General features: G+C 60.1%; 15 protein-coding genes. 9 read left to right on the forward strand and 6 right to left on the reverse strand.

Translation table 11 applies throughout. The features are described from left to right. Window positions 1–8: 8 nt before the first annotated feature. The 9 genes from arcC to C4J93_RS20795 all read left to right on the forward strand — a co-directional run bounded on the left by arcC (window position 9) and on the right by C4J93_RS20795 (window position 10,545). Complete coding sequence (arcC, locus tag C4J93_RS20755) at window positions 9–938, forward strand: carbamate kinase (RefSeq protein WP_124371681.1); 930 nt, start codon at window positions 9–11, stop codon at window positions 936–938. 18 nt (window positions 939–956) lie between these two features. Next, complete coding sequence (locus C4J93_RS20760) at window positions 957–1,319, forward strand: DUF5064 family protein (protein WP_124364161.1); 363 nt, start codon at window positions 957–959, stop codon at window positions 1,317–1,319. 186 nt (window positions 1,320–1,505) lie between these two features. Further along, on the forward strand, window positions 1,506–3,014 hold the full coding sequence (locus tag C4J93_RS20765) for a sigma-54-dependent transcriptional regulator (RefSeq protein WP_124430356.1): 1,509 nt from the start codon (window positions 1,506–1,508) through the stop codon (window positions 3,012–3,014). A 412-nt stretch (window positions 3,015–3,426) separates the two neighbouring features. Beyond that, on the forward strand, window positions 3,427–3,810 hold the full coding sequence (gene gcvH, locus C4J93_RS20770) for a glycine cleavage system protein GcvH (RefSeq protein ID WP_124430357.1): 384 nt from the start codon (window positions 3,427–3,429) through the stop codon (window positions 3,808–3,810). A gap of 10 nt (window positions 3,811–3,820) precedes the next feature. Beyond that, window positions 3,821–6,658, forward strand: coding sequence for an aminomethyl-transferring glycine dehydrogenase (gene gcvP, locus C4J93_RS20775; protein ID WP_124430358.1), 2,838 nt, complete (start codon window positions 3,821–3,823; stop codon window positions 6,656–6,658). A 159-nt stretch (window positions 6,659–6,817) separates the two neighbouring features. Continuing rightward, entirely contained in the window at window positions 6,818–8,194 is a 1,377-nt protein-coding gene (locus tag C4J93_RS20780) for an L-serine ammonia-lyase (protein WP_124430359.1), read from the forward strand. A gap of 37 nt (window positions 8,195–8,231) precedes the next feature. Further along, a complete protein-coding gene (gcvT, locus tag C4J93_RS20785) occupies window positions 8,232–9,356 on the forward strand; it encodes a glycine cleavage system aminomethyltransferase GcvT (protein ID WP_124430360.1) in 1,125 nt (374 codons plus the stop codon). A 394-nt stretch (window positions 9,357–9,750) separates the two neighbouring features. Next, a complete protein-coding gene (locus C4J93_RS20790; protein WP_007253000.1) occupies window positions 9,751–9,963 on the forward strand; it encodes a cold-shock protein in 213 nt (70 codons plus the stop codon). Window positions 9,964–10,056: 93 nt separating this feature from the next. Then, window positions 10,057–10,545, forward strand: coding sequence for an RDD family protein (locus C4J93_RS20795; protein ID WP_124405129.1), 489 nt, complete (start codon window positions 10,057–10,059; stop codon window positions 10,543–10,545). 135 nt (window positions 10,546–10,680) lie between these two features. Here C4J93_RS20795 and nadA read toward each other — a convergent pair whose 3' ends face one another. The 6 genes from nadA to C4J93_RS20825 form a co-directional block, all read right to left on the reverse strand. Further along, window positions 10,681–11,739: a quinolinate synthase NadA gene (gene nadA, locus C4J93_RS20800; protein ID WP_124430361.1), complete on the reverse strand. Its 1,059-nt coding sequence runs from the start codon at window positions 11,737–11,739 to the stop codon at window positions 10,681–10,683. A 245-nt stretch (window positions 11,740–11,984) separates the two neighbouring features. Then, on the reverse strand, window positions 11,985–12,452 hold the full coding sequence (locus tag C4J93_RS20805; RefSeq protein ID WP_124430362.1) for an SRPBCC family protein: 468 nt from the start codon (window positions 12,450–12,452) through the stop codon (window positions 11,985–11,987). Window positions 12,453–12,474: 22 nt separating this feature from the next. Next, window positions 12,475–15,951 carry an amino acid adenylation domain-containing protein gene (locus tag C4J93_RS20810; RefSeq protein ID WP_124430363.1) on the reverse strand — a complete coding sequence of 1,159 codons (3,477 nt, stop codon included), beginning with the start codon at window positions 15,949–15,951 and terminating at the stop codon, window positions 12,475–12,477. 10 nt (window positions 15,952–15,961) lie between these two features. Continuing rightward, window positions 15,962–16,891: a diiron oxygenase gene (locus tag C4J93_RS20815; RefSeq protein WP_124364171.1), complete on the reverse strand. Its 930-nt coding sequence runs from the start codon at window positions 16,889–16,891 to the stop codon at window positions 15,962–15,964. Between the two features lie 25 nt (window positions 16,892–16,916). Next, window positions 16,917–17,264 (reverse strand): DUF4437 domain-containing protein, encoded by a 348-nt coding sequence (locus C4J93_RS20820; RefSeq protein WP_124405133.1) that lies wholly within the window; start codon window positions 17,262–17,264, stop codon window positions 16,917–16,919. Continuing rightward, window positions 17,261–18,037, reverse strand: a complete 777-nt coding sequence (locus tag C4J93_RS20825; RefSeq protein ID WP_124415469.1) for a DUF3050 domain-containing protein — start codon at window positions 18,035–18,037, stop codon at window positions 17,261–17,263. Before C4J93_RS20825 ends, C4J93_RS20820 begins: the two co-directional genes overlap by 4 nt. Between the last annotated feature and the right edge of the window lie 424 nt (window positions 18,038–18,461).

The following is an 18,461-nucleotide window of genomic DNA, read 5'->3' on the forward strand; positions in this document are numbered from 1 at the left end:
TTTGCATTATGCGCATCGTCGTAGCCCTGGGCGGCAACGCCCTCCTGCGCCGTGGTGAACCCATGACCGCAGACAACCAACGCGCCAATATCCGTATCGCCACCGAACAGATTGCCAAGATCCACCCCGGCAACGAGCTGGTGATCGCCCACGGCAACGGCCCGCAGGTCGGCCTGCTGTCGTTGCAGGCCGCGGCCTACACCAGCGTTTCGCCGTACCCGCTGGACGTACTCGGGGCCGAGACCGAAGGCATGATCGGCTACATCATCGAACAGGAACTGGGCAATCTGCTGGACTTCGAAGTGCCCTTCGCCACCCTGCTCACGCAAGTGGAAGTCGACGCCAACGACCCCGCGTTCCAGAACCCGACCAAGCCAATCGGCCCGGTGTACGCCAAGGCCGAAGCGGAAAAACTTGCCGCCGAAAAAGGCTGGGCCATCGCCCCCGACGGCGACAAATACCGCCGCGTGGTCGCCAGTCCGCGCCCGAAACGCATCTTCGAAATCCGCCCGATCAAATGGCTGCTGGAGAAGAAAGCCATTGTGATCTGCGCCGGCGGCGGTGGTATTCCCACGATGTATGGCGAAGACGGCAAGCTCAAAGGCATTGAAGCGGTGATCGACAAAGACCTCTGCTCATCGCTGCTGGCCGCGCAACTGGACGCCGATTTGCTGGTGATTGCCACCGACGTCAACGCGGCGTTCATTGACTTCGGCAAGCCCACCCAGAAGGCCATCGGCCAGGCTCACCCCGACGCCATGGAACAACTCGGCTTCGCCGCCGGTTCCATGGGCCCCAAGGTGCAAGCGGCCTGCGAGTTCGCCCGCCAGACTGGCAAAACCGCGGTGATCGGTTCACTCTCGGACATCGAAGCCATCGTCCAGGGCAGCGCCGGCACCCGCATCAGCACGGCAACCCCTGGCATCAGCTATCTGTGAAGTAGAGGAGATTTGCCTATGGCTACCTTTGAACCGGGACACTTGCACGTCGAACGTCACGCGCTGAACAAAGACGACTACAGCTACAACCTGTGCATCGACTATGAAGTCAGCCAGGACCCCAAGGAAGGCAAGGGCATGCTGTTCAAACTGCACGGTTCGGTGCAGGGCAAGGACCTCAAGGAGGAGTTTTTCCTGCCCAAGGACCAGGCCTTCGACTTTGCGCGGCATGCGATGAATATCGCGCAGAAATACGGCATGCCGAAAGTGGCCGTGTTGAATGGCTCGATGCACAAGCAGTACGACTTGATGTTCGAAGATGTGCGGCACCAACTGGATGTGAAATCGGGCGACCCGATCAAGCCTGAACACTTGGCATGAACCGGTTGAGCTGACACAACACTGTTCAAAATGTGGGAGGGGGCTTGCTCCCGATGGCGGTGGATCAGCTGATAAATCTTTGGCTGACACACCGCTATCGGGAGCAAGCCCCCTCCCACATTTTGATCTGCATCTGCTCCAAGGCATACTTGCCGTCTCTCGCACGCCAGAACCCAACACCATTCCATGCGTATCCACGTCAGCTTCATCGACCGCGTCGGCATCACCCAGGAAGTCCTGGCCTTGCTCGGTGGGCGCAATCTCAACCTGGATGCGGTGGAGATGGTGCCGCCCAACGTCTATATCGACGCGCCGACCTTGAGCGCCGAGGTGCTCGAGGAACTGCGCGATGCGTTGTTCAGCGTGCAGGGCGTGCAGGCGGTGACCGTGGTCGACATCCTCCCCGGCCAACGCCGCCACCTGCAACTCGACGCGCTGTTGGCGGCCATGACCGACCCGGTGCTGGCCCTGGACAGCGCGGGCAAGATTCTGCTGGCCAACCCGGCGCTGATCGCGCTTTACGGGCGCGAACCGGCCGGGGAAAGCATCGCCGAGCTGTTCAACGACCCCGGGCTGCTCGACACCTTGCTGGAGCATGGCTTTCGCCTGCCATTGCGCGAGATCAGCGTGAACGGCCAGACCCTGTTGCTGGACGCTACGCCGATCACCGATGCCGGCGCCCTGCTCACGCTTTACCAGCCGAACCGCATCGGTGAACAACTCTCGGCGCTGCACCACGACCATGCCGAAGGTTTTGATGCGCTGTTGGGCGAATCACCGGCGATCCGCACCCTCAAGGCGCGTGCGCAACGCGTGGCCGCACTGGATGCGCCGCTGTTGATCCAGGGTGAAACGGGCACCGGCAAAGAGTTGGTGGCACGCGCCTGCCATGCCATCAGTGCGCGCCACAGTGCGCCATTTCTGGCGTTGAACTGCGCCGCGCTGCCGGAAAATCTCGCCGAAAGTGAATTGTTCGGCTACGCCCCCGGTGCCTTTACCGGCGCTCAACGCGGGGGCAAGCCGGGGCTGATGGAGCTGGCCAACCAAGGCACAGTGTTTCTCGACGAGATCGGCGAAATGTCGCCGTACCTGCAGGCCAAGTTGCTGCGCTTTTTGAATGACGGCAGCTTTCGCCGGGTGGGTGGCGACCGCGAAGTGAAGGTCAATGTGCGCATCCTCAGCGCCACCCACCGCGACCTGGAAAAGATGGTCAGCGAAGGCACCTTTCGCGAAGACCTGTTCTACCGCCTCAACGTACTCAACGTTGAAGTGCCGCCGTTGCGCGAGCGCGGCCAGGACATCCTGCTGCTAGCCCGCTATTTCATGCAGCAAGCGTGCGCACAGATCCAGCGCCCGGTGTGCCGCCTGGCGCCGGGGACCTACCCAGCCCTGTTGGGCAACCGCTGGCCAGGCAACGTGCGCCAATTGCAGAACGTGATCTTCCGCGCCGCCGCCATCTGCGAAAGCAGCCTGGTGGATATCGGCGACCTGGATATCGCCGGCACCTCCGTCGCCCGCCAGAACGACGGCGAAGTCGACAGCCTGGAACAGGCGGTGGAAGACTTCGAGCGCGGCCTGTTGGAAACGCTCTACACCAGCTACCCCTCGACCCGCCAACTGGCCAACCGTTTGCAAACCTCGCACACGGCTATCGCACACCGATTGCGCAAGTACGGCATCCCCAACAAACCCTGATTCAAGTTGGAATACAAAACCCCTGTGGGAGGGGGCTTGCTCCCGATAGCGGTGGTTCAGTTACAAATCAATTGACTGACACACTGCCATCGGGAGCAAGCCCCCTCCCACATTTGGAATGCATTTCAGATTTTGGTCTGGGAACGACATCCAGTGTACTGAAAGCGCTACAGTGGAACGATATCGCTACAACCCTGCTTTTTGCGCGCCATGCAAGGCTTTGATCCACATAGGCTTTTTTTCACGCGCGCGACTGTAGCGAAATCGCTACAGTCAAACACACCACCCGCCTGACAAAATTTATTAAGTTCTTGATTTATAAGAATTTAATAACATTGGCCGCAATATTGCTAAGCAACTCCCCATTATTCCAATCCCGTCCACCAGACGAATCTGGCCCTGAGGAGTTTCCATGAGCGAGTTGCGTTTCACTGAAGATCACGAATGGCTGCGCGCCGAAGCCGATGGCAGCGTCACCGTGGGTATCACCGCTTTCGCGCAGAACGCGCTGGGTGATGTGGTTTTCGTGCAACTGCCGGAGTTGCAGGCCTACGACAAGGGCGCTGAAGCCTCCACCGTGGAGTCGGTAAAAGCCGCCAGCGGTGTGTACATGCCGTTGGACGGTGAAGTCCTCGAAGTGAACGAGAAACTCGATGGCAGCCCGGAGCTGGTCAACGAAGACCCGATGGGCGAAGGTTGGTTCTTCCGCTTTAAACCGGCCGATGCCGCAGCGGTCGCTAAACTGCTGGATCAGGATGCGTACGACCGCCTGATCAAAGCCAACGCCGAAGCCTGAGGAGCGCGCCATGACGATCAACTTGAGCACCGCCAACGAATTCATCGCCCGTCACATCGGCCCGCGCCAGGAAGATGAGCAGCAGATGCTCGCGAGCCTGGGCTTCGATTCCCTGGAAGCCCTGAGCGCCAGCGTGATCCCGGAAAGCATCAAGGGCACCAGCGTGCTCGGCCTGGAAGACGGCCTGAGCGAAGCCGAGGCCCTGGCCAAAATCAAAGCCATCGCCAGCCAGAACCAACTGTTCAAGACCTACATCGGCCAGGGCTACTACAACTGCCATACGCCGTCGCCGATCCTGCGCAACCTGCTGGAAAACCCGGCCTGGTACACCGCCTACACCCCGTACCAGCCAGAGATTTCCCAGGGCCGCCTGGAAGCGCTGTTGAATTTCCAGACCCTGATCAGCGACCTCACCGGCCTGCCGATCGCCAACGCCTCCCTGCTCGACGAAGCCACCGCCGCCGCCGAAGCCATGACCTTCTGCAAGCGCCTGAGCAAGAACAAGGGCAGCAACGCCTTCTTCGCTTCGGTGCACAGCCACCCGCAAACCCTCGACGTGCTGCGCACCCGTGCCGAGCCGTTGGGCATCGACGTAGTAGTGGGCGATGAGCGCGAACTGAGCGACGTCAGCCCGTTCTTCGGTGCCCTGCTGCAATACCCGGCCAGCAATGGTGACGTGTTTGATTACCGCGAACTGACCGAGCGTTTCCACGCCGCCAATGCGCTGGTCGCCGTGGCCGCCGACTTGCTGGCCCTGACCCTGCTGACCCCGCCGGGCGAGTTCGGCGCCGATGTGGCCATCGGCAGCGCGCAACGCTTCGGTGTGCCGCTGGGCTTTGGCGGCCCGCATGCGGCGTACTTCTCCACCAAGGACGCGTTCAAGCGCGACATGCCGGGCCGTCTGGTCGGTGTCTCGGTAGACCGCTTCGGCAAGCCGGCCCTGCGCCTGGCCATGCAGACCCGCGAACAACACATCCGTCGCGAGAAAGCCACCAGCAACATCTGCACCGCCCAAGTGCTGCTGGCCAACATCGCCAGCATGTACGCCGTGTACCACGGCCCCAAGGGCCTGACCCAGATCGCCCAGCGCATTCACCAGCTGACCGCGATCCTGGCCAAGGGCCTGACCGCCCTGGGCTTGAAGGTCGAGCAGCAACACTTCTTCGACACGCTCACCCTCAATACCGGCGCCAACACCGCCGCCCTGCACGACAAGGCCCGTGCCCAGCGCATCAATCTGCGCGTGGTGGACACCGAGCGTGTCGGCCTGTCGGTCGACGAAACCACGACCCAGGCGGATATCCAAGCCTTGTGGGCGATCTTCGCCGACGGCAAGGCGCTGCCTGCCTTCGCCGCCACTGAAAGCACCTTGCCAAGCGCCTTGCTGCGCCAGTCGCCGATCCTCAGCCACCCGGTGTTCAACCGCTACCACTCGGAAACCGAGCTGATGCGCTACCTGCGCAAGCTGGCCGACAAGGACCTGGCGCTGGACCGCACCATGATCCCGCTGGGCTCGTGCACCATGAAGCTCAACGCCGCCAGCGAAATGATCCCGGTGACCTGGGCCGAATTCGGCGCCCTGCACCCGTTCGCCCCGGCCGAACAAAGCGCCGGCTACCTGCAACTGACTTCGGACCTGGAAGCCATGCTCTGCGCGGCCACCGGTTACGACGCGATTTCCCTGCAGCCGAACGCCGGCTCCCAGGGTGAATACGCCGGCCTGCTGGCCATCCGTGCCTATCACCAGAGCCGTGGCGAAGCGCGTCGCGACATCTGCCTGATCCCCTCGTCGGCCCACGGCACAAACCCTGCGACTGCCAACATGGCCGGCATGCGCGTGGTGGTCACCGCCTGCGACGCGCGTGGCAACGTGGACATTGAAGACCTGCGCGCCAAGGCCATCGAACACCGCGAGCACCTCGCCGCGCTGATGATCACCTACCCGTCCACCCACGGCGTGTTCGAAGAAGGCATCCGCGACATCTGCGCGATCATTCACGACAACGGCGGCCAGGTGTATATCGACGGCGCCAACATGAACGCGATGGTCGGCCTCTGCGCGCCGGGCAAGTTCGGCGGCGATGTGTCCCACCTGAACCTGCACAAAACCTTCTGCATCCCCCACGGCGGTGGCGGCCCGGGCGTTGGCCCGATTGGCGTCAAGTCGCACCTCACGCCGTTCCTGCCTGGCCACGCGGCCATGGAACGCAAGGAAGGCGCCGTGTGCGCAGCGCCTTTCGGCAGTGCAAGCATCCTGCCGATCACCTGGATGTACATCAGCATGATGGGCGGCGCCGGCCTCAAGCGCGCCTCGCAGTTGGCGATCCTGAATGCCAACTACATTTCCCGTCGTCTGGAAGAGCACTATCCCGTGCTGTACACCGGCAGCAATGGCCTGGTGGCGCATGAATGCATCCTCGACCTGCGCCCATTGAAAGACAGCAGCGGCATCAGCGTGGATGACGTGGCCAAGCGCCTGATCGACTTCGGCTTCCATGCGCCGACCATGTCGTTCCCGGTGGCCGGCACCTTGATGATCGAGCCGACCGAAAGTGAATCCAAGGAAGAACTGGACCGCTTCTGCGATGCCATGATTGCCATCCGCGAAGAAATCCGCGCGGTGGAAAACGGCACGCTGGACAAGGACGACAACCCACTCAAGAACGCTCCGCACACTGCGGCGGAACTGGTGGGCGAGTGGAGCCACCCGTACAGCCGCGAGCAGGCGGTGTACCCGGTTGCGTCGCTGATCGAAGGCAAGTACTGGCCGCCGGTTGGCCGGGTCGACAACGTGTTTGGTGATCGCAACCTGGTGTGTGCGTGCCCGTCGATCGAAAGCTACGCGTAACTTCGGGGGTGTACTCGCTTAAAAGGTGGGAGGGGGCTTGCTCCCGATGACGAGTGTCAGTCAACAGATAGGTTGAATGTACAACCGCCATCGGGAGCAAGCCCCCTCCCACACTGACCGAGTACACCCGATACATAATAAGAAACCGGAGAACAACTCATGTCTTTAAGCGTGTTCGACCTGTTCAAGATTGGCATCGGCCCTTCCAGTTCCCACACCGTCGGCCCGATGCGCGCCGCCGCTCGTTTCGTCGAAGGGCTCAAACGTGACAACCTGCTCAGCGCCACCCACAGCATCAAGGTGGAACTCTATGGCTCGCTCGGCGCCACCGGCAAAGGCCACGGCAGCGACAAGGCCGTGCTGCTCGGCCTGGAAGGCGAACACCCGGACACCGTGAATACCGAAACCGTGGCCGCACGCCTGGCGCAGATGCGCAGTGACGGGCGCCTCAACCTGCTCGGCGAACACAGCATTGCGTTCAACGAGAAAGCCCACCTGGCGATGATTCGCAAACCCCTCGCCTACCATCCCAACGGCATGATTTTTCGCGCCTTCGATGCCGCCGGCATCCAGGTGCGCAGCCGCGAGTATTACTCGGTCGGCGGCGGTTTCGTGGTGGATGAAGACGCGGCCGGCGCCGACCGGATTGTCGAGGATGCCACCCCACTGACCTTCCCTTTCAAACATGCCAAGGACTTGCTCGGCCATTGCGCCACCTACGGGCTGTCCATCAGCCAGGTGATGCTGACTAATGAAAGCGCCTGGCGCCCGGAAGCGGAAACTCGCAGTGGTCTGTTGAAGATCTGGCAGGTCATGCAGGATTGCGTAGACGCAGGCTGTCGCAATGAAGGCATCCTGCCCGGTGGGCTGAAGGTCAAGCGCCGAGCCGCCGCGCTGCACCGGCAATTGTGCAAGAACCCCGAGTCGGCCCTGCGCGACCCGTTGTCGGTGCTCGACTGGGTCAACCTCTATGCGCTGGCGGTCAACGAAGAAAACGCCAACGGCGGGCGCGTCGTTACCGCGCCCACCAACGGTGCGGCCGGGATCATCCCCGCCGTGCTGCATTACTACATGCGCTTTATCCCCGGCGCGAACGAAGACGGCGTGGTGCGCTTTCTGCTCACCGCCGCCGCCATCGGCATTCTGTACAAGGAAAACGCCTCGATCTCCGGCGCCGAAGTCGGTTGCCAGGGCGAAGTCGGCGTGGCCTGTTCCATGGCCGCCGGGGCACTCTGCGAAGTGCTGGGCGGCAGCGTGTCACAGGTGGAAAACGCCGCCGAGATCGGCATGGAACACAACCTCGGCCTGACCTGCGACCCGATTGGCGGGCTGGTGCAGGTGCCCTGCATCGAGCGCAATGCCATGGGCTCGGTCAAGGCGATCAACGCCGTGCGCATGGCCTTGCGCGGCGATGGGCAACATTTTGTGTCCCTCGACAAAGTGATCCGCACCATGCGCCAGACCGGCGCCGATATGAAGAGTAAATACAAGGAAACCGCCCGTGGCGGTTTGGCGGTCAACATTATCGAGTGCTGACGCCTGACCGCGCCGGCACGTTTTTCAGGAGCTGAACATGTCCACCGAAACCCTGTTGAAAACCCCATTGCACGCCCTGCACATCGAGCTGGGCGCGCGCATGGTGCCCTTCGCCGGCTACGACATGCCGGTGCAATACCCGTTGGGCGTAATGAAGGAACACTTGCACACCCGTGAACAGGCCGGGTTGTTCGATGTATCGCACATGGGCCAGATCCGCCTGACCGGCGCCAACGCCGCCAAGGCCCTGGAAACCCTGGTACCGGTCGACATCATCGACCTGCCGGTGGGCATGCAGCGCTACGCGATGTTCACTAATGACCAGGGCGGCATTCTCGACGACCTGATGGTGGCCAACCTGGGCAACGACGAACTGTTCCTGGTGGTCAACGCTGCCTGCAAGGATCAGGACCTGGCACACCTGCGCGCGCACATCGGCGACCAGTGCAGCATCGAACCGCTGTTCGAAGAGCGCGCGCTGCTGGCCCTGCAAGGCCCGGCGGCGGTGAAAGTGCTGGCGCGCCTGGCACCGCAAGTCACCAAGATGACGTTCATGCAGTTTGCCTCCCTGCGGCTGTTGGGCGTGGACTGCTACGTCAGCCGCTCCGGCTACACCGGGGAAGACGGTTTTGAAATCTCCGTACCAGCTGAAAACGCCGAAAGCCTGGCTCGCAGCCTGCTGGCCGAGGCCGAAGTACACGCGATCGGCCTGGGCGCTCGTGACTCCCTGCGCCTGGAAGCGGGCTTGTGCCTGTACGGCCATGATATGAACACCGACACCACCCCGATTGAAGCCAGCCTGTTGTGGGCCATCTCCAAGGCCCGCCGTGCCGATGGCGCGCGTGCCGGCGGCTTCCCGGGCGCAGACCGGATCTTCACCCAGCAGCAAACGGGCGTAGGCCGCAAACGCGTAGGCTTGCTGCCCCAGGAGCGCACCCCGGTGCGTGAAGGGGCGCAAATCGTTGATGAACAGGGCACGGTGATCGGCAGCGTGTGCAGCGGAGGCTTTGGCCCAACCTTGGGCGGCCCTCTAGCGATGGGGTATCTGGACAGCGCATTTGTCACACTGGATACCGAAGTCTCTGCGTTGGTGCGTGGGAAAAAGGTGCCGCTGCGTGTAAGTAAAATGCCATTTGTGCCGCAGCGTTACTTCCGTGGCTGAGTGCTTGTTTCAATAAGTAACGCGCTTGCGTGCCGTGCACTAAACTGTAACGCAAGCGCCATATAACAGTGCACGCGTGATAGTAATTGTTAGGGGTTCTTCCCTATAACAAGTGATCGAATCTATCGAATAAGACAGCTGTGCAACTTCAACAAAACTGTCATCAGCCCGAGCAATCCCGGGCTGTTTGGCAGGGCTTGTTTTTTTCATATTAGTTGGCGTAGAGTTTCTCCACTGTGTTTGCATGGGTCGCTTGGAACCTGGACCTGGGCAGTAGCTGAAGTGGTAATGCTACAACCCGTTCGACGTCTCTTACTTTCCTGCAACCCAGCCCAGTACTCTTTCATGTGAAAGGGGCTGTCATTAATTTTTTAGCGTCAAAGGAAAGAAGAAAATGGCTGAACGTCAGAGCGGTACCGTCAAGTGGTTCAACGACGAGAAAGGGTTTGGTTTTATCACGCCAGAAAGCGGTCCGGATCTGTTCGTGCATTTCCGCGCTATCCAGGGCAATGGCTTCAAGAGCCTGAAGGAAGGCCAGAAGGTCACCTTCGTTTCAGTTCAAGGCCAAAAAGGTCTGCAGGCTGACGAAGTACAAGCAGAAGGCTGATCCTTCCTGCGACAAAAAGCCCCTGATATGACATCAGGGGCTTTTTTATGGGCGCCATTGCGTAAACTGCAGTTTTCCCCAGAGAGCCCTGCCATGCCCAAAGCCCTGTTGAGCCCCCAAGGCGAGTTTCCCGCAGTTGGCCTGGGTCGTCGCCTGGCAGCGATGTTCTATGATTTTCTTTTATGCACCGCGCTGCTGATCGTCACCGCGTTTATCTACAAGCTGGTATGGATCGCCTTCGTCGGCGAAGCGAAGATGCGCAGCCTTACCGAATCCGGCGCCCTGGACGGTGACCCGCTGCTATCGACCCTTCTGTTGTTTGTGTTGTTCGGTTTCTTCGCCAAATTCTGGACCCATTCGGGGCAGACCCTGGGCATGCAGGTGTGGGGCGTGCGCGTGCAGAACGCCGATGGCTCGCGCATCAGTCTGTGGCAGGCGCTGTTGCGCTTTGTGGTGTCGATCGCCTCGTGGCTGTGCGTAGGGCTGGGATTTATCTGGTCGCTCTTCGATAAGCACAAGCGCAGTTGGCATGACATCTATTCGGACACGCAGCTGGTGCGTATCCCGAAGCAGAAAAAATAGCCCCTGCCAGGTGGAGATTTAAATGTGGGAGGGGGCTTGCTCCCGATGGCGGTGGATCAGTCAATATATCGGGTAACTGTCACACCGCTATCGGGAGCAAGCCCCCTCCCACATTTTTATCCAGTCAGCCTTGAGTCACGCGTTGCCGACCAGTTTGAGGCGCGCCGCCTGGGTGAAGTCCAGCATCCGTTTGAGCGGGCGTACCGCCTGCGGGATCACTGACGGCTCGACGAATATCTCGTTACTGCCCTCGCGCAGACATTGCAGCGTGCGTTCCAGGGTGTTCATCGCCATCCACGGGCAGTGCGCGCAACTGCGGCACGCGGCGCCGTTACCGGCGGTAGGCGCTTCGATGAAGACCTTGTCCGGGCACAGCTGCTGCATCTTGTAGAAGATGCCGCGGTCAGTGGCGACGATGAACGTCTTGTTCGGCAACCGTTGTGCCGCGGCAATCAGCTGGCTGGTGGAACCGACGGCGTCCGCCAATTCGATAACCGCTGTCGGCGACTCCGGGTGCACCAGGATCGCGGCATCCGGGTACAGCGCCTTCATGTCTTCCAGCTGCTTGGACTTGAACTCTTCGTGGACGATGCACGCACCGTCCCACAGCAGCATGTCGGCACCGGTCTGGCGCTGGATGTAGGTGCCCAGGTGTTTGTCCGGGCCCCAGATAATCGTCTCGCCGTTATCCATCAGGCTTTCGACGATCTCCAGCGCGCAACTGGAGGTCACCACCCAATCGGCGCGGGCTTTGACCGCCGCCGAGGTGTTGGCGTAGACCACCACCGTGCGCTCGGGGTGTTGATCGCAGAAGGCGGAAAACTCATCCACCGGGCACCCAAGGTCCAGGGAGCAGGTGGCTTCCAGGGTCGGCATCAGGATACGTTTTTCAGGGGTCAGAATTTTCGCGGTTTCGCCCATGAACCGCACCCCCGCCACCAGCACGGTCTTGGCCGGGTGAGCAGCGCCGAAGCGCGCCATTTCCAGGGAGTCGGAAACGCAGCCACCGGTTTGTTCGGCCAAGGCCTGAATCACCGGGTCACAGTAGAAGTGGGCGACCAGCACCGCGTCCTGCGCTTTAAGCTCGGCGGCGATGGCGGCCCGCAGGCTCGCCTCTTCATCGGCGCTGAGGGCCTTGGGCTGCTTGGCGTCGAGGTGGGCTTGAACCAGTAGGCGTTCGGAAATGTGCGTCATGTTCGCAAGACCTGCAGGCGCAGTAGCGCGAAAGTCGAGTGTACCACCGGCTCAGGAGCCCTTCGGGCGCCGCCGGACGAAGTGTGTAGTCATCAAGCACGGGTAAAGCTGAAGCTGCGCAAGGCTACAGAATATCGAATGGATTCAAAAGCCTAATCTGGCCTTGCACGGGGCATTTTGCGGGGGGATGACGGCGGGATTGGTGCCCCGCGAATACACAGGTATTCGCGGGGTGGTACAAGTGGTCAGGCAAACAGCTTCTGGACATTGCTCATCGCATCATCGGCGAACCCTTGCAGGAACGCCTCGAACGCCGGCACGTCCTCCGGGCCACCGGTGTAGGGCTCACCGATGATGGTCCAGGTCGCCAGGCTTTGATTCGGGCCTTGGGGCACCACTTCCATGACGGCCCACAGGTTGCCGATATTCAGTGAGGTGTAAATCAGCGACCAGGTCATGGTCATGCCGTCGTCGTCATGACTGTTGAGTTGCTCGATCACCACGTTGCCGTCCTTGAACAGCTTCTTGCGTACCGAGCGCACGCCCTCCCCGGTCATTTCAATGTGGGACAGCGCCGGAATGAATTTCGCGAAACCGGAAAAGTCACCGACGATATTCCACACGCTGCGCGCGTCGCCATTGACGCTGACGCTGGCGGCCACAGGGTTGCCCACGGGGTTGCGCACCAGGGTATCGGGTTCAAAATGTTGCATGAGACAGCTCCTTGTTTTTGCTTTAGATGAAATCGATTTGCTTGAGGTAGTCGCAGCCTTTTTGCAGCAGCGCACTGTTCTTGGCCGGGTAGTCTTCACCCATGCTACGGATGCCTGAGAGCGCATTGCGGTATTCGATCATCGAGATATCGCCGATGTCTTCCTCAAACCCATTGAGGTAAAAGCCGACTACACCGAATAACGCGTTGTCACTGTCGATCGCCGACAGGCGCTGCTGCCATTGTGTCACCGGGACCATCTGGAAATCGTGACCAGCGGCGCGAAACGCCTCCAGGTAGTGCGCCCAGCTCAGGGGCAACGGGTTGTGCAAGTTGAAGACCGCCTTGGAGCGGTTATGCCGGCTGGCATGAAACGCAATGAACCGAGCGAGAAAGTCCACTGGCATCAGGTCGAAGTTCAGCGCCAGCTCAGGCACTTCCTTAAGCTGCAATGAGCCTTTGAGCATCAGCATCAACCGGTTCTGATGGGGCTGGCACACACCGGTCCGCGTATTGAAGGCAATGTTGCCGGGACGATAGAGGTTGACCCACACCCCCGACTCACTGGCGTTCCACAAGATGCGCTCAGCCACCCACTTGGAAAGGTTGTAGCCATTGCGAATGTAGATCGGCGGCGTGAACGCCGGGGGTTCTTCCAACACGCGCCCCTGCGCATCCACCGTGCTGGAAGCCGACAAGGTAGAAATAAAATTGAACACCTTCTTGCTGCGCCCTTCACACAGCTGCAGGCATTCCAGCACGGGGGTGACGTTGTCCTTGACCAGCGACTCATAGTCGAGCACATGGTTGACGTTGGCCGCGTTATAGATCAACACGCCGTATTCACGGTCCAGCCACTCATAATCAGCCTGCGACAGCCCCAGTCGAGGCTGGCTGATATCCGCCGCCAGCACCCTTACGCGGCTCAAGTCCAGGTGCTCCAGACGGTTCTGAATCAAGGCCTGCTCGAAACGCTGCTGGGCGCTCATCCCTGCTGATTCACGCACCAGGCACGCCACTTCGGTGCTGCCCAGCTCCAGCAACGCTTCGACGATATGCACCCCCAGAAACCCATTGGAACCGGTGACGATGACCTTGTGCAGGTTGCCCAGGCGGCTGATCGGCAACACGTCCAGCTCAGGTCGCAGCATCGCGTCACGCAAGGCCTGAGGGCTGACCGTGGCCGTGGCCTCCACGTCCTGGTCGATGAGCTTGGCGAGGTTGATCAGGGTCGGCTGTTCGATAAAACGGTTGATCGAAACGCCCTTGCCGAACGTCTCGCGAATGCCCATGAGCATTTGCGACAACAGGATCGAGTGGCCGCCGAGGTTGAAGAAGCTGTCATCCACCGAGATGTCGGCACCGGGCATGTCGAGCAGTGTGGCCCACAACCCGAGCAACGTTTCCTGGGTAAGGTTCTGCGGCGCTTGGCGTGGCCCCTGGGTTTTGTAATTGACGGGAAGATTCTTCAAGGCCTTGCGGTCGACTTTGCCGTTGGCCGTGGCCGGCAGGCGGTCCAGCAGGCAGTAGGCGCTGGGACGCATGTAATCGGGCAAGTGCTTGAGTGCGTAAGCCTGCAACTGTTCGCTGGCCGCGTGTCCGTCACCGCCGTGGGGCTGGGAGAAAAACGCCAGGATGCGCCGCTGCTGATCGATCACCACCGCCAATTGGCGAAACAACTGGCTCGATTGCAGCAAGTGTTCGATTTCTTCCGGCTCGACGCGAAAACCGCGAATCTTCACCTGGTTATCCAGGCGCCCGATGATCTGGATGCCGTCTGACGTCCAGCGCGCCAGGTCGCCAGTGCGGTACAAACGCAACAGCTGACCATCGGGCAATTCGTGCAGGCGGTAACGCTCGGCAGTCATTTGCACGGCGTCCAGATAACCCAGGCCCACCCCTGGCCCGGCGATGTGGATCTCGCCGCTGCCACTTTGCCCTACCGGCTGCCCCTGCTCATCGAGCAGGTAAATCGCGGTATTGGCGATCGGCACGCCTAGGTTACGATTGTTGTCGCCGGGCAGGAAAGTGCGGCATGTGGCAAGCACGGTCGTCTCGGTGGGCCCGTAGATGTTATGCAATTGGCACTGCCCCGCCAGTTGCTCGATGACATGGGGCTCGCACACATCGCCGCCCGTCACCAAATGCTGCATGCCGTACAGCGATTCGAGCGCAAGGATGCTGAGCAAGGCCGGTGGCAGGAAGGCATGCGTCACGTGCTCCTGCTGAATCAATGCGGCCAGCGCCACAGGATCACGGCGCTGATCCTCGGTGGGTACGATCAACTCCGCGCCCTGGATCAGCGTGGGGAAAATGTCCAGCAACGAGGCATCGAAATTGATCGTGGAAAACTGCAAGGCGCGGCTGTGGCGATCCAGTTCCACATAACGGGCATACCATGCGCAAAAGTGGCTCAGGTTGTCGACCGTCAGTAATACGCCCTTGGGTTGCCCGGTGGTGCCTGAGGTGTAGATCGCCACACAAGGCACCGCCCCTGCCAGCGGCACGCGCAGCAGGCTTTGATGCGGAGCCAGGGCCACGCGGCTGTAACCTTTGGCGCCATGGTGGAAGAAATCCAGGTGGCTGATGTCCAGGATCGCCAGACCCGGGAGCGGGTTGCCAGCGTCGGTGTCCTGGATCAGCAAGCTGGCTTTGGCATGCTTGAGGATCGCCCCACGGCGCTCTTCGGGATGGTTCGGGTCCAGCGGCAGGTACACGGCCCCACAGCCAATCACTGCGAGAATTGCGGCATACAGCGCCGTTCCTTTGGGCAAGGAGATGCCGATCACGGTCAACTCCCCGGCCCGGGATTGAAGCAAAGGCTGCAGGCGCTCCTGGATGGCCACGCTGTAGGCGTGCAGTTGCGCATACGACATGCCTTGCCCATCGACTTTCAAGGCAGTGCGCTCGGCATTGGCCAGCAGACTGTCGGCCAAGCGCTGTACGAAGGGTTGCCGGGCTTCCTGCAGCACCCCGATGGCGGCAGTGGCATTGTGGCGATGCTGCCAGGCCAATTGATCAAGCCGGGTCAGGCTCAGCAGGCGGTCGAGCGCCTTCACTGGTTCGCGCGGCGCCTCGAGGTAGTCGGCACTGCGCGAGTAGCGGCCAATGTGCACGCTGGCCATTTCCACCATCTGCACGATGGCTTCGTGCGCCTGGTCCGCACCATTGCCGGCCGTATCGGCGCCAACTTCACGGCGCCCCAGCGTCATCCAATCGCCCTCCCCCGCACGCCACAGGCATTCGAGGTGCAACGGTGCGGACACATCGCCGGCATCGTCGGACTGCATCCGTAACGATAGATGGTGACACGCCGGATAGTGAGGGACCCCTGTCGTGCTGGCATCATCGATCAGCAAGTCCGGCGACGGTAACCGGCAGTGCTCATTAGCATTATCAGTGGGCAGCAGATGCGTCGTGTGGCCCATCTGCTCCAGCTCTTGCGTAAGGCGGGCGAGCGCATGGCTGCGCCCGCACAGAACGATATCAAGGTGTCTCATGGCAGTTCTCCTAGCGCAGATAATCGGCGAGCGCTTCCTGCATGCAGGGAGCGTCGAGCATGGCGCTGTGTTTGAAGAATCGGACGATGTTGCCCACCAGCGGATGCGTCGGGGTGATCGGAAAACTCATGCCTTCGACCTCCTCACGCAACGCCGCCTTGACCGTAGGGCTCACCGGCAACTGCTCGATCAAGGCGAAATCGAACCCCTGCTGGATGTCGTTGGTCAGGTACTCGGCGAGGAACACCGGCATGATCGCGGCCAGCGCGCGCTTGTCCTCCTCGCTCGCCGTGCTCCAGTAAATGCGCGTCAACTTGGCCCAGAAGCCGGAGTGCCGCCCCTCGTCCGCCAGATGGTCTGCCATCAGCCCCTTGACCGATGCCTTGACCGAATCGTCCCGGGCAAATGCCGCGACATCATTGGTCAGGGTATTTTCGGCAACCGCAACGCAGATCAGCTCAACCGCTGCCTTGAGGTGCTCGGGCGCCATTGCCAGGGCCTTGGGAATCGACCGGCTGAGTTCGATTTCCGCAGGCAAGGTGATGGGCTCGATCCCGGTCAGTTCGATGGTCTGTTGCATGTAGTCCATCGCCACCAATGCGTGGTAGTCCTCATCGACTACCACCGTCATCGCGTCATACCGACACGCAAACGGAAAGCGGATGGCGAAGTTATCTTTCGCAATGCTTCTGGCCGTTCTGTCGACAATTTCCGTTTCGAAGATCACTACATCGTTAATGAACTTGTACAAGCTTTGAACGAGCACGAAGTGCTGCAAGTGAGCACACTCGCGAATAAACGTTGCCCCCATTACCAGCGGTTGGCGACTGATCGGGAATATTAACTTTTCATCATCTTCCAAACGGCGCCTCGGTCGCGTGCGAATCGTCGCCCGCTCCTCCCACGCCTCGGAAAATGATTGATATTCTTCAGCTCTCATGAAGCGTTCCCTTTGTTCATGATGATCAGTAGTAGTGCACTTCAAACAACAAACAGCCGTCTTCGGAATGAAACGGCCCGTGTTCGGTGTGCGCCGCCCTGAAGAAGTAACCGCCATCGCGATAGGTTTTCTCGGGGCGATCTTTACTGGCTGACTCTGTCTGGTCGCCTTCAATCAAATACACTTCTTCGTGATAATCGTGCGTGTAAATCTCACGGGTGCCACCGCCCGGATGAAAGCGCACCAATCGCGTGCGAATACCGGTTTTATTGATAGGGTCCAAGGTGTCCTTGAATACCGTCAGGGTAATACCGCGCTCAGACGTCACCTCGACCCACTGGGCCTGGTCAGCTTCGATAACTGCTACGTTCATGCCACGCACTCACTGACATTTTCACGCATGGCGACACGCAAGTTGTCCCACAAGGCCAGACGACTTTGCACGGCAGCGATGGCCGACTCATACACTTCTTCCTGGCGTTGCGCATCACCGTTGACCAGGCGCGCGAGCAGGCTTTCCGCCGCCGGGCCGTGATCTTCGGAGTCGACTTCAATATGGCGTTGCAGGTAGTAGCGGAACGTCGGGGCATCGTCGGCAGTGATGTCCCAGTCATCGAGAATGCGCTGGAACATCTCGGGAATCACGCTCTCGCGACCATGCAGGAACGCAGCGGCGACACTGTGCGTCGACGCATTGATTGCGGTTTCGATGGTATCGGTCACGAACGCGGAAGCCGCCAGGCCTGCTCCACAACGGTCCAACGCTGTCTGCAGATCGACGCCTTCACGCATCAGCTTGACGAAGAATTCGATCTTGTCGGTGCTGGCGCCAACTTCACGCATGGCATGCAGGTAGAGTTCGAAGTGACTGTAGTGACCGCCCTGCAGGTTCTGGTCGGACTCTTCGCCGAGGATGATTTCGTTGATCAGGTGAGCTGCCGCCGGGTCCAGTGGTGGGAGCCAAGGCAGGCGAGTACACGTCAGGTCCTGTTGCAGGCGCTTGGCCAGGGACATGAAATCCCACACGGCAAAGACATGGGTTTCCATAAAGGCGCGCAGGACAGGCAATGAATTGATTTCAGCAAAAATCCGATGATTGCCCAGTTCCGTTTTCTTTGCGTTCAATAGCGACTTTTTATCTTCCATGGTGCTTTCCTTATCAGGCTTAGTTGCGTTCAGGCCACGCGACATATACCGACCTGCCTTTTTTCAGGCATGAGCAGGCTTATCTCGCCATTACCGGCCAGCACGGTATATATGTTAATTAAGTTACACGGTGAATCTTCGGCAGACCGAGCGGTCACCCGCCGAAGCAAGACGAAACTTAGAGGAAGTTCATAACGATCGGCAAGTGTTTTCTGGAAAAATAATACTAAATATTTCCAAACTACAAAACATACAACAACAGAAGCCCGATCAAAGTTTTAAATATCAACTTTGTCGGGCGATAGTTTACCTACTCGCTTTACGCGAGCATTAGCAAACTGCATGTCATTGCTAAGTTAGCAATCCACTAAACCGTCAACAGGCCTGTCGCCTTTTTTCCATTCAAGTTCCCTCTTGTTTGCTG

The sequence above is a fragment of the Pseudomonas sp. R2-37-08W genome (assembly GCF_003851705.1).
GTDB lineage: Bacteria > Pseudomonadota > Gammaproteobacteria > Pseudomonadales > Pseudomonadaceae > Aquipseudomonas.